Annotated in this window: 11 protein-coding genes; 9 read left to right on the plus strand and 2 right to left on the minus strand. The window is 54.8% G+C overall.

Annotated elements, in window-relative coordinates; translation table 11 throughout:
• Both INT20_RS17410 and dsbG read right to left on the minus strand, forming a co-directional pair.
• Nucleotides 1–1,454: methyl-accepting chemotaxis protein (locus INT20_RS17410; RefSeq protein ID WP_193057411.1), on the minus strand; the 1,454-nt coding region annotated here is incomplete at its 3' end.
• Nucleotides 1,455–1,631: 177 nt separating this feature from the next.
• Nucleotides 1,632–2,456 carry a thiol:disulfide interchange protein DsbG gene (dsbG, locus tag INT20_RS17415; RefSeq protein ID WP_226912238.1) on the minus strand — a complete coding sequence of 275 codons (825 nt, stop codon included), beginning with the start codon at nucleotides 2,454–2,456 and terminating at the stop codon, nucleotides 1,632–1,634.
• A 427-nt stretch (nucleotides 2,457–2,883) separates the two neighbouring features.
• Between dsbG and nrdR the strand changes: the two genes are divergently transcribed.
• The 9 genes from nrdR (at nucleotide 2,884) to lon (ending at nucleotide 12,284) form a co-directional block, all read left to right on the plus strand.
• The gene (gene nrdR, locus INT20_RS17420) at nucleotides 2,884–3,372 is read left to right on the plus strand and encodes a transcriptional regulator NrdR (RefSeq protein ID WP_172116157.1); all 489 of its coding nucleotides are present in this window, start codon (nucleotides 2,884–2,886) and stop codon (nucleotides 3,370–3,372) included.
• Nucleotides 3,372–4,532: a bifunctional diaminohydroxyphosphoribosylaminopyrimidine deaminase/5-amino-6-(5-phosphoribosylamino)uracil reductase RibD gene (gene ribD, locus INT20_RS17425; protein ID WP_193057412.1), complete on the plus strand. Its 1,161-nt coding sequence runs from the start codon at nucleotides 3,372–3,374 to the stop codon at nucleotides 4,530–4,532. The genes nrdR and ribD overlap by 1 nt, the downstream gene beginning before the upstream one ends.
• A 226-nt stretch (nucleotides 4,533–4,758) precedes the next feature.
• Nucleotides 4,759–5,925 (plus strand): bifunctional 3,4-dihydroxy-2-butanone-4-phosphate synthase/GTP cyclohydrolase II, encoded by a 1,167-nt coding sequence (ribBA, locus tag INT20_RS17430; protein WP_193057413.1) that lies wholly within the window; start codon nucleotides 4,759–4,761, stop codon nucleotides 5,923–5,925.
• A gap of 4 nt (nucleotides 5,926–5,929) precedes the next feature.
• A complete protein-coding gene (ribH, locus tag INT20_RS17435; RefSeq protein ID WP_087105680.1) occupies nucleotides 5,930–6,418 on the plus strand; it encodes a 6,7-dimethyl-8-ribityllumazine synthase in 489 nt (162 codons plus the stop codon).
• Nucleotides 6,415–6,918 (plus strand): transcription antitermination factor NusB, encoded by a 504-nt coding sequence (gene nusB / locus INT20_RS17440; RefSeq protein ID WP_087105682.1) that lies wholly within the window; start codon nucleotides 6,415–6,417, stop codon nucleotides 6,916–6,918. The genes ribH and nusB overlap by 4 nt, the downstream gene beginning before the upstream one ends.
• A gap of 36 nt (nucleotides 6,919–6,954) precedes the next feature.
• Complete coding sequence (gene thiL / locus INT20_RS17445; RefSeq protein ID WP_193057414.1) at nucleotides 6,955–7,932, plus strand: thiamine-phosphate kinase; 978 nt, start codon at nucleotides 6,955–6,957, stop codon at nucleotides 7,930–7,932.
• Complete coding sequence (locus INT20_RS17450) at nucleotides 7,929–8,402, plus strand: phosphatidylglycerophosphatase A family protein (protein WP_193057415.1); 474 nt, start codon at nucleotides 7,929–7,931, stop codon at nucleotides 8,400–8,402. The genes thiL and INT20_RS17450 overlap by 4 nt, the downstream gene beginning before the upstream one ends.
• Before the next feature lie 66 nt (nucleotides 8,403–8,468).
• Complete coding sequence (locus INT20_RS17455) at nucleotides 8,469–9,725, plus strand: DUF945 family protein (RefSeq protein ID WP_193055047.1); 1,257 nt, start codon at nucleotides 8,469–8,471, stop codon at nucleotides 9,723–9,725.
• Between the two features lie 93 nt (nucleotides 9,726–9,818).
• Nucleotides 9,819–12,284, plus strand: coding sequence for an endopeptidase La (gene lon, locus INT20_RS17460; RefSeq protein WP_193057416.1), 2,466 nt, complete (start codon nucleotides 9,819–9,821; stop codon nucleotides 12,282–12,284).
• Nucleotides 12,285–12,414: the final 130 nt, after the last annotated feature.

Below are 12,414 nucleotides of genomic sequence, written 5' to 3' on the forward strand. Positions count from 1 at the left end.
ACCAGCCCGGCGTTTTGTTGGGTCATCTGGTCCATCTGGGTCACGGCCAGGTTGACCTGCTCAATGCCGCTGCTCTGCTCACTGGTGGCGGCGGATATCTCCTGTACCAGCGTACTGAGCTGTTGGATGTCGGTGACCGCGCTATTGATAATGTCACCGGTATTGCGGACTTGCTGGCTGCCTTCGGCAACTTTAGCGCCGGAGTTTTCAATCAGCTTTTTGATTTCCTGAGCGGCCGATGCTGAGCGGCTGGCAAGCTGACGTACCTCATTGGCGACCACTGCAAAGCCACGGCCCTGTTCGCCTGCACGTGCCGCTTCCACCGAGGCATTCAGTGCCAAAATATTGGTTTGAAACGCGATAGCATCAATGGTGTTCACGATACTGCTCATTTCTGCCGAGCTTTCGTTAATCGTGGCCATGGTACTGACTACCGTGGCCATTGCATCACTGCCGCGCTGCGCATTATTCGCCGTGTTTGTAGCCAGTTTGCGGGCATGCTCGGCATGGTCAGCATTCTGTTTCACAGTGGCCGTGAGCTCTTCCATGCTGGAGGCTGTTTCGGCAAGGGAGGCTGCCTGCTGTTCGGTACGCGTTGAAAGCTCTTCGTTAACGCCCACAATTTGCTCAACACCACTGTTGACCTGGTCGGCACCGTGATGAATATTGCCAATCGTTTCGGCCAATGATTCCCGCATACGGTTAATATTATAAAGCAGGCTCGCTTGGTCACGGCTGGAAAGCTGGGTACTACGGGTAAGGTCGCCATCCGCAATATAACGCACCACCGTTGCCGCGTAGCGCGGGTCGCCGCCCAAGCGGCGAGAAACATCACGAATGACCCAGCTCATCAGCACCGCAACAGGAATGCCAATAATTAACAGCGCAATCAGCGAGCGAATGATACTGCTAACAAAAGCAGTTCTAATATCATCTACATACACACCTGCGCCAAAGGCCCAGTTCCATTCGGGAATATAGGCAAAATAACTGATTTTAGGGAACTGTTCGTCACCGGAGATTCGGCGCGAAAAGTAATCAACGTGCCCACCCCCTGAGCGTGCAGCATCAAGAAACGCGGCGTACAAATGCATGCCTTGTGTGTCTTGGTAACCACTCATGTCCTCGCCAAGCGGTCGATTTGGATGTGATACGATCTTTAGTTGGTCGTCAAAGGCAAACAGATACTCCCCTTCAGCGAAGCTGGCGTTTGCTAGACTGTCAATTCCGCGTTGCTGCGCTTCGGCGAGAGTGAGTTCGCCGCTGGCTACCTTGTCTTGAAGTGCCCCTAGCTGCGAGTGAAGACTTTCAACGACGTTTTGAATAGTGTTACGACGTTCCTGCTCAATGGTTTGACGAGTCTCCCAGGTTAGCCAGCCAACCAGCGTTAGCATGGCGAGGCAAATAATTCCCAGGATGCTCCAGAGTTTTTGATTCGTGGTTAATCGTGTCATGGTGTTCTTGTCATAGCCTTTCAAATAATGATTGAAGCTTGTATATCGGCCGAATGGACGATGTGTTTAAGAGAAAACGCATTAAATTTTTCAAAAAGGGGGCATAAACGAAATGCCTGCGGTGCAGGCATTTTTAAAACAGCATCTTAGCTATTTTTGTTAAGAAAAATTAATGCGTTATTGTGTTTCTGGCGCCGGGCTGCCCATCAGTTCGAGCAGCTGTGCTTCCTCCGGCATTCCTTGAATGCGATCAATGCGCACAACGCCGCTGGCTACTTCACGCTGAAAAGCGCTGGTGGGCGTTGCGTAAAGTCCTAATGCGTCAAACAGCTGGTTATTCGTGTACACCTGCTCTTCAATATCACGGGGCTGTGCGCTGGCTGTTATTGCTTCCCCCTCTTCATGACGCTTGAGGGCGGCACTTGGGTCATCAGCCGCCAGCAGCGTGGCGGCTTTGGCAGGGCTATCAGGCGCTAAAATGCCCACCATGATATGGCGTAACTGTACCTCGCCTGCCTCTACCCACGGGCGGGTTTTCTTCCAAAATGCCTGACAGTAGGGGCAGTTGGCATCCGTGAAGGTGTATATCACCCTGGGGGCTTCGGTGCTGCCATCCTGTATCCAGTGACTATCTTCGAGTAGTTGCCATGTTTCGGCTTCCAACACTGCGCGGACATGCTGGTCCAGCTGGGCTTCCGTCAGGTTCTCGCCCTGGTGATCCGTTAGCGTGCCGACAATCGCGTGCTCACCATCGGGTGTTAAATAAATGGCTATTTCCTGGCCTTGGGCGCTCGCACCAAACCCGCTTAGCCCACCTGGCGCGTCAAACTGGCCGTGAATTTCCCAGCCCTGGTCAGCCAATGCCTGCACCGGTGCAGGCAGCGCGTTAGCGTGGCTGATGTTGAAGCCTGCGAACAGTAGCAAGCCGCTGAGGGCTGTGGAGGTTTTAAAAGCATTGCGTTTTTTAAAAGAGACGTTAAGCATACGGAGGGTAAGCGGCATCACAACATCCTTGCATAAGGAGCATAATAAGTGACGCTAACCTATCAGAGCCTGCCACCGAAGCATACACAAACACCTCGGAGGGGTGTTTGTTGGAATTGGGGCATAGCACTTGAAACAGAGACGCCGCGCTACGAAAAAGTGGCCATGTTGATGCCGGTAGCGCATACAATGCATTGTGTTTTCTGGATTCATTAATCCCATGTATTGAACCAATGCAGCGTGTGTGTCAAATCGTTACAATGACGGGCTAGACACTGCTGTTATTGCATCATGGTCCGCGCTTAAACGCTGCAGACATAACGTTTGGGTCGATTGATGGATGAAAACGCGTTTGAGAACAGTCTTGAAAAACAGTGAGTGATAACAGGTTATAACATGCTTACTCGTGCGGCTTACAGCACGGACTGACAACAGGTTGACCGCTATGCATTGCCCTTTTTGTGGTGCTAATGATACTCGAGTGACTGATTCGCGTTTGGTAGCGGAGGGTGATCAGGTGCGTCGGCGCCGACAGTGTGCCAGTTGCCAGGAGCGCTTTACTACCTATGAAACGGCAGAGTTTTTGATGCCAAGAGTTGTAAAGTCGGATGGCTCGCGCGAAAGCTTTAATGAAGTAAAGCTACGTGCCGGAATGTTACGCGCCTTAGAGAAGCGCCCGGTCAGCGCTGAAGCTATTGAAGCGGCAGTTGAGCGTATTCGCCAAACCCTGCGCGCCCGAGGCGATCGTGAAATCAATGCGCGTGATATTGGTGAGTCCGTGATGCAGGCATTAAGCAACCTGGATCAGGTGGCGTATATCCGGTTTGCCTCGGTCTATCGTAAGTTCCAGGACATAGACGAGTTTCGCGCTGAAATTGATCGTCTCTCCCAAGAGCCCTCTTTGCCATCGGAGCGTGATAAGGAAGATACGTAATGAGTACCGTTGCCGCGTTTAGCGACGCTGACCACCGCTATATGGCGCGTGCCTTGCAATTAGCCAGGCAAGGGCTTTATACCACTGACCCTAATCCGCGCGTAGGCTGCGTCATTGTACAGCAGCCGCCTGGCCAGCCCGGGCATATTGTGGGGGAGGGGTTTCATGTGCAGGCGGGCGAGCCGCATGCGGAAGTTCATGCGCTCAATGCCGCGGGTGACAAGGCCAAAGGGGCGACGGCTTACGTCACGTTAGAGCCCTGTTTTCATACAGGGCGGACAGGGCCATGTGCGTTGGCGCTTAAAAACGCCCAGGTGGCACGTGTCGTGGTCGCCATGGTCGACCCTAATCCGCAGGTCAGTGGGCAAGGAATTGAGCTACTAAAGGCGGCCGGTATCGACGTGCAAATCGGCTTGTTAGAGCAAGATGCACGGGCGTTAAATCCTGGTTTTATCGCTCGTATGCAGCGTAAACGACCCTTTGTGCGTCTAAAAATGGCCATGAGTTTGGATGGGCGTACGGCGATGGGGTCGGGTGAGTCGCAGTGGATAACGGGTCCTGAAGCGCGCAGTCATGTTCAGCGCCTACGTGCGCGTTCGAGCGCTATTTTGAGTGGCGTTGACTCGATCATTATGGATGATTCACGGTTGACGCTGCGGGCTGATCAACTGCAAGTAGCGAACGCTGACATCGTGGCGTTACGTCAGCCACTGCGCGTTATTGTGGATACGCGTTTGCGCCTGCCTTTAGCGGCGGCCTGTTTACGTGAGCCTGGCCGTACCTTAATAATGACCACGCCCGCACACTCGCCAGAAAAACGCGCCAAGTTAACGGCGGCTGGCGCAGAGGTGCATGTGTTTGAGGCGGGGAGCGATGGGCGTCTTCCGCTGGGCGAATTGCTTGGCTGGCTGGCTGAAAACGAACAGGTCAACGAGCTGCTGGTGGAGACAGGTGCCACGCTCGCTGGTGCGCTGCTGGATGCCAGATTGGTGGATGAGTTGCAGCTTTTTGTGGCACCCACGTTATTGGGGGGTGAGGCAAAACCGCTCTTTGCGCTACCTGGGCTTTCACAAATGGCGGATCAGCGGCGTTTAAGCATTCATGATATACGAGCGATAGGGCGAGATTGGCGTATTATTGCCTCACCAGAGCCCGACTAGCGCAGGCGGCGATAGCAAGGTACTCTGTCGCAATTGATCGTGTCGCAATTAACCGTGTCGCAATTATCCGTATTGCAATTAGTTGTGTTGTAATTCAGTGCTGCTATCGGTTTTTGATGGTTGCCCGCTTATTGTTATCAATGTTGGCGGTACGATGGTTACGTAGTGCGCAGCCCCAGTGTTGCGCGGCATCGCATACGCTGCGAACTCATATTTAGGAGCTTCCATGGTGAATTCTTCCTCGGGGGGCTTAGCCTCTATTGCTGAACTGGTAGACGATATCCGCCAAGGCAAGATGGTCATCCTTATGGATGATGAGGGTCGCGAAAATGAAGGCGATATCATCATGGCGGCCGAAAAAGTGCAGGCCGAGCATATCAACTTTATGGCGCGGTTTGCCCGTGGCCTGATTTGTATGCCGATGACGCGCGAACGGTGCGAGCAGCTTAACCTGCCGTTGATGGTGCGCGACAATGGCTCAGGGTTTGGTACCAAGTTCACGCTCTCTATTGAAGCAACCCAGGGCGTGACCACGGGTATTTCTGCGGCAGACCGGGCGCGGACGGTTCAAGCGGCCTGTGCGCCTTATGCCAAACCGACCGACCTTGTTCAGCCGGGGCACATTTTTCCGTTAATGGCTGAGCCCGGCGGTGTGTTGCGTCGTGCAGGCCATACCGAGGCGGCCTGTGATTTGGCAGCGCTGGCGGGCTGTGACCCCAGCGGTGTCATTTGTGAAGTGATGAACGATGATGGCAGTATGGCGCGCCGCCCAGAGCTTGAGGCGTTTGCCCTACAGCATGGTATCAAAGTCGGTACCATTGCCGACTTGATTCATTACCGTATTATTCATGAGCAAACCGTTGACCATGTTGAAACATCAACGGTAATGACGTCCCAGGGCGAGCTGGCGTTGCATGTTTTTCGTGATCGTATTCAAGGCGCGCATCATTTGGCGCTGGTGAAAGGGCAGCCCGCGCCCGAGCAGACCACGACCGTACGCGTTCATTTAGCCGATACGTTGCGTGACGTGCTTGGTTTGGCGAAAGATGATCAGGGGCGCTGGAATGCCCATCGTGCCCTGGAAGAGGTCGCGGGTTCTTCCGCCGGTGTGCTGGTGCTTATTGATGACGGCCGCCCACATCAGGATTTGAAAGACCAGTTGGATGTGTTTTTAGATCGTGTGCGCACCCCGCGCACCAGTGAATCTGATGGCACAGGCAACTATTTAACGATTGGTACTGGCTCGCAAATTCTACGCCATCTAGGGGTAGGTAAGATGCGGCTACTAAGCTCACCGTGGAAATTTTCAGCGCTCTCGGGCTTCGACCTTGAAGTGGTCGAGCTTGTGGGGCCTGATGACATCACGTGTGAGCCAATTTCTCAGCAGGAATAAATTGATGCAATCCCTCTCTCAAGTAGAAGGCACGTTTGTCGACGTCGATGGTCGCTACGTTATTGTGGTTGGCCGGTTCAATCACCATGTGGTTGATAGCCTTGTAGAAGGCGCGATTGATAGTTTGACGCGTCATGGCGTAGACGCCGAAAACATTCACCTTGTTCACGTGCCGGGCGCCTGGGAATTGCCGCTCGCTGTGAAGCGTGTTCTGAAGGTCATGAAACCTGATGCAGTGATTGCGCTGGGCGCGGTTATTCGTGGCGGTACGCCGCACTTTGAGTACGTGGCGGGCGGCTGTAATACGGCTATCAACCATTTGCAGCTGGAGTTTGATACACCGGTTGCCAATGGCGTTTTAACCGTTGAGTCCATCGAGCAGGCAATTGAGCGTGCGGGTACCAAAGCGGGTAATAAAGGAACGGAAGCTGCAATGGCCGCGATGGAGATGGTCTCATTGCTGCGTGCGTTACCGCTAGGAGAGTCACAATGAGCGAGCGCCGTGAGCGTAAGGCCTCTGCTGCCCAGCAGAGCCGCCATGCTGCCCGTGAGCTTACCGTCCAGGGTCTTTACCAGTGGCAGATGACGGGTAAATCAATCACCGCCGTTGAAGCCGAGTTCCGCAGCCAGGTCGCCGATGACGATCTGGAAGATCATGAAAATTGGGTTAAGGTAATGGAGATTGCTGACAAGGCACTCTTTCATGAGCTTTTGCACAATACGGCACGCTATAAGACCGAGCTGGATCGCGAAATATCACCGTTGCTGGATCGCCGTCTGGAAGACCTGGACGCCGTCGAACTGGCTATTCTACGCTTGGGCGCCTATGAGCTTTCTCGCCGTATGGAAGTGCCGTATCGCGTGGTGATTAACGAAGGCGTTGAACTGGCCAAATCCTTTGGCGCAACCGACGGCCATAAATACGTAAATGGTATTCTCGACAAGCTGGCTAACCGCTTGCGAAGTGCCGAGGTCAGCGCCCGCCGCCTGTAACGGCGCGCCGTCTGGTACTGTGGTTAAGGGGCCTTTGTGCTTGCTGAATTTGATTTGATTCGCCGTTATCTGATGCCGTCGCAAGCGCCACTCCCGGCAGATGGTGTCGCACTGGGTGGTGGCGACGACGCTGCCCTGTTAGTGCCTAAAGCGGGTCATCAACTAGCGGTGAGCGTTGATACCTCTGTCGTTGATGTTCACTTCCCGCAGGATGCGCCCGCCTTTACGGTGGGGCATCGCTCGCTCGCCGTCGCATTAAGCGATTTGGCGGCCATGGGGGCAGACCCTCGCTGGTGCTTTATGGCGCTCACGCTTGATCAGCGTACGTTTGCCAATGATCACGCGATTCATGCCTGGCTTGAAGCGTTCGCCAAGGGGTTTCATACGCTTTGTCAGCGCCAAGCCACCACCTTGGCCGGTGGCGATGTTACCTCAGGTGCGCTTACGATTGGCGTTACCGTGATGGGCGAGGCGCCGACGGGGCATGCCTTGACCCGCGCCGGGGCAGCGCCTGGCGATATGATCGCCGTGACTGGCGCCCTGGGCGGCGGGGCGGGTGGGTTAGCTCTTTGGCAGCGTGGCGAGCGTGATCTTCAGCACCCCTTGCTGCGTCGTTATCTCCTGCCTGAACCGCGCTTGGCCGCAGGTGTAGCGCTTCGAGGGCTAGCCTCCGCCGCTATTGATATTTCTGACGGGCTGCTGGCGGACCTTGGTCATCTACGCAAGGCGTCAGGTGTTGGGGCGACGCTCGATATGACATCGCTGCCGCTGGCGGAGGCGCTGGAAAGTAGTCTTGGCCGTGACGCTGCCTGCAACGCTGCGCTCTCGGGGGGGGACGATTATGAACTATTGGTTACTCTGCCGGCTGAGAACGTTGCCAGCGCGCAGCGCGCGCTTGGCAAGCTGGGGCTGCCCTTAACCGTGATTGGCCAATGCAGCGACACGTTGGGTGTAAAAGGGATTGCACCGAACCTGGGGACTGGCTGGCAGCATTTTAATGAGGGGGCGCCATGAACCGTGCACCACCAAGTGTGTGGCGTCGCCCAACGCATTTTTTTGCGTTTGGTTTAGGCAGTGGAACGGTGCCCTGGGCGCCAGGCACCTTTGGCACGCTGGCCGCTATTCCTTTCTACTGGATTATGGCGGACCTGCCCTTGGGCTGGTATTTGGGCATCGTGTTCGTGGCCTTTGTGATTGGCGTTTGGCTCTGTGATAAAACATCACACGATTTAGGGGTGCATGATCATTCCGGCATTGTGTGGGATGAGTTTGTCGGCTACTGGATCACCATGGCTGCCGTTCCCTTCTCCTGGGAGGCGGCGCTGTGGGGGTTTATTGTTTTTCGTATTTTTGATGTGTTTAAGCCTTGGCCTATCCGCTGGGCTGACCGACGAGTGGCTGGTGGCTTTGGCATCATGATTGATGATGTCATGGCCGGGATCTATGCCTGGAGCACCATGCACTTATGGTATTGGTTGCACTAAAACGCAACCGCAGGTGACACTGGGCAACACTCACTTCCTATTCGTGCGGTTGCTCAAGGAGATGGCATGCGCAAGGAACGCTTAATTGTCCCTATTTTGGCCGCATTAGCCATTGTTTGGATGGTGGGGCAACTGCTATCCAGCGTGCTGTTTGAGCGCAGCCTCCGCCAAGCGCTGGAAGACCTGGAGGCACGGGGCGAGTGGCGCGTGTCTCGCGTCGAGCGCAGCCAGGGGTGGTTAAGTTCTCAGGGTCGCCTGCTGCTTTCCCCCTTGCTGGGACGCCCCTGGCAGTTGGAGCTTACTTACCGTGCACGTCACGGTATTTTAAGCACGGACGTTGAAGGTACGTTTCTGCCCCGGCTGGATTCGGCGTTACAGCAGGCGGTAGGGGAGGTGACTGCCACCTCTGCACCACGTTGGAAAGGCCGTTACCACACGCTTAGTGGGCATAGTGAGCTACAGCTGGCGCTGGCGCCGTTTATTATTCAGCAAAGCGGGCGGGAGCTTGAGGTCCGTGGAGGGCGGCTGCGGTTGGAGGGCGTGTTTGGCGATTGGCGATTACGCGTTCGTATGGACCAGTTGGCGCTAACCGATGGCGCGGCACAGTTAACCCTGGGACCGCTGCTGCTTGAAAGCCGTTACACCTATATTGAAGATGCCCACCACTTCGCTCAGCGCGACCATCTGCATGTTGATGCCTTGTCACTTCACTACCCAGCCTATGACGTAAAACTGGCACCGCTGGATATACACAGCTACATGGTGCTGGATGAAAGTGAATTGCGTCTCACTGGCGAACTCATTATGGGCGACGTTATGGTGCCTACGGAGGCACCCGATACGGCGCTGCTTAATGGGCATATTGCCATGGAGCTATCACGCCTTAACGCTGATGCGATACGTCAGGCTATCCGTCGGCTGCGCCAGGAGGCTGCTTGGGGAGATGCCAGCTTGCCGATGGCCGAGGGGTTGTTATCCCGACTTGAACCTGACCTACTGCAAATATTGAGTGACTCTCCGCGATTGGATGTTATCACCGTAGATGTGGATAGCCCGCTGCTGGGGCTTCGCGTTGACGCTGATGGCGCGCTCTTCTTCGATGCTCGAAAGCTGGATCAGCTCAATGTCACTTTGCTTGATAAGCAGGAAGAGCGTGCCCGTTGGCTTGAACGCCTTGACGGCGATTTTATTTGGCATGATGCACCGACGGTAGTTGCCTTATGGCTGGGCTTGCCGTTAGGAACCCGTGAGCTGCAGTTTGACGTGATACGCGGGAAGTGGCGTGTTAACGGTCGTCCCATGCCGGACCTCTGGTCGCAATAGACGGCGCCAAGGGTTGAAGTTTAAGCCTGTTGCCCGCATTCCATAAGCAATGCTAAGCGGTATATCCGCTAGTCACTGTTTACCGGAGGGTATATGAGCGACCAGGAGTACGACCGCGATGACGACAATCTCGGCTGGCTGGGAGAAGATGTCCCGTCATCTGCTGAGACTGACCATATAGGTGAAGAAGAGCATCATCGCTCCGATGGCGAGCGGACAAACTCGTTGGTTCCTGCCAGTGATATGCTGCCTGAACGCATTTATTTACTGCCCATTCATAACCGCCCTTTTTTCCCCGCCCAGGTTCAGCCACTGGTCATTAATCGTGAACGCTGGGAAGAGACCATGCGTCGCGTAGGCAATACGCCTCATAAAACATTGGGCGTTGCCTTTGTGGGCGAGGGCGGTGTGGAGTCGTTGGGTCACGACGATTTTCCCGAGATTGGCACCGCCGTTAAAGTGCATAAACTAAAGGGCGAGGACCAGCAGATTCAGTTTATTGCCCAAGGCGTGCAGCGTTTTCAAATCAAACGCTGGTTGTCTAAAGAGCCGCCGTATCTCGTTGAAGTTACCTATCCCAAAGAGCCTGTTGATGCGGAAAACGAGGAGACGCGTGCGTATGCCATGGCGATTATTAACGGCATCAAAGAGTTGCTGCCGATTAATCCGCTGTATGGCGAAGAGTTAAAGCACTATCTGAACCGCTTTAGCCCTCATCAGCCAGGCCCCCTTACCGATTTTGCCGCCGCGATTACGTCAGCCAAAGGCCCTGAGCTTCAGGATGTGCTGAATACGTTGCCGGTAGAAGAGCGGATGCACAAGGTGCTGCCACTGCTGCGTAAGGAAATTGAAGTCGCGCAACTGCAAAGCGAGATCAGTGAGCAGGTTAATGCGCAAATGCAGGATCGGCAGCGTGAATTCTTCCTGCGCGAGCAGTTAAAGGTCATTCAGCGTGAGCTGGGTATTTCCAAGGATGACCGCGAAAACGACGTTGATACCTTTAAAGGCCGTTTGGAGTCGCTGGTCGTTCCCGAGCGTGTCCAGAGCCGTATCGATGATGAGCTGAATAAGCTAAGCGTGCTGGAAACCGGGTCACCCGAGTACGGTACGACCCGCAACTACCTGGATTGGCTAACGTCATTGCCCTGGGGGGTCACCAGCCAGGATAAGCTTGACCTAAGCCATGCGCGTGAAGTGTTAAACCGCGATCACGATGGTTTGCAGGACGTGAAAGAACGTATTGTCGAGTTCCTCGCGGAAGGCACATTTAAAGGCGATGTAGGCGGTTCCATCGTACTGCTGGTAGGCCCGCCAGGGGTTGGTAAGACGTCTATTGGCCGCTCTATCGCAGAGGCGCTGGGCCGCGAGTTTTATCGTTTTTCTGTCGGCGGAATGCGCGATGAAGCCGAGATTAAGGGCCATCGCCGTACCTATGTGGGCGCCATGCCCGGTAAGCTGGTGCAGGCATTTAAAGAAGTCGAAGTCGAGAACCCGGTGATCATGCTGGATGAAATCGACAAGCTGGGGCAGTCGTTCCAGGGGGACCCCGCCTCAGCGCTGCTTGAGGTGTTAGACCCTGAGCAGAATGTCGACTTCCTGGACCACTATCTGGATGTCCGGATGGACCTTTCCAAGGTGCTGTTTATCTGCACGGCCAACACGCTGGACTCGATCCCCGGCCCGCTTTTGGACCGCATGGAGCAAATTCGCCTTTCAGGTTATATCGCGGAAGAGAAGCAGGCGATTGCCAAGCACCACCTGTGGCCGAAGCTTCTTAAGCGCAATAACATGCCTAAAAAGCGCATCAACTTAACCGAGGCGGCGTTAAAGCAGGTTATTGAAGGCTACGCCCGTGAGGCTGGCGTTCGGCAACTCGAAAAGCAGCTTCACCGTATTGTACGTAAAGCGGCGGTTAAGCTCCTGGAAGAGGAGATCGAAACCGTCAAGATTTCGGTCAATAACCTGGAGGAGTTTTTGGGAGCGCCTCTTTTCCGTAAGGAAAAAGCCCTCAAAGGCGAAGGCGTGGTGACAGGGCTTGCCTGGACATCAATGGGCGGGGCTACCTTGCCCATTGAAGCGGGTAAAGTTCACGCGCTGGACCGGGGATTCAAGCTAACCGGTAAGCTTGGCGATGTCATGAAAGAGTCTGCCAACATTGCCTACAGCTACACCCTGGGCCACCTGCAGGAGTATGGCGCAGATACTGACTTCTTTGATTCAGCGTTTGTTCACCTGCATGTGCCCGAGGGCGCAACACCCAAGGATGGCCCTTCGGCGGGTGTCACCATGACCACCGCGCTACTCTCGCTCGCCAAGCATCAGCCCATTACGCGGCCACTGGCAATGACGGGAGAGCTCACCCTGACCGGTCAGGTGCTTCCTGTTGGCGGCATTCGTGAGAAAGTGATTGCTGCCCGGCGTAGCGACATTTTTGAGGTGATACTGCCCGAGGCCAACCGCCGCGATTACGAAGAGCTCCCTGATTATCTTAAGAAAGGTATGACGGTACACTTCGCTAACCGCTATAAAGACGTGGCTAACGTTGTCTTTAAGAATTGAAACATACGCCAGGGAAGGGCTGAGCGAGGGTAGATGATTTAAAACATATTTTCTTATCGAACATCGCGAAAAACCTCGTACTTCTAGTGCGAGGATGGATAGCGAGGGGCGCGAGAGCGTCCCTAGTCCG

The sequence above is a fragment of the Halomonas citrativorans genome (assembly GCF_014898005.1).
GTDB classification, from domain to species: domain Bacteria; phylum Pseudomonadota; class Gammaproteobacteria; order Pseudomonadales; family Halomonadaceae; genus Vreelandella; species Vreelandella citrativorans.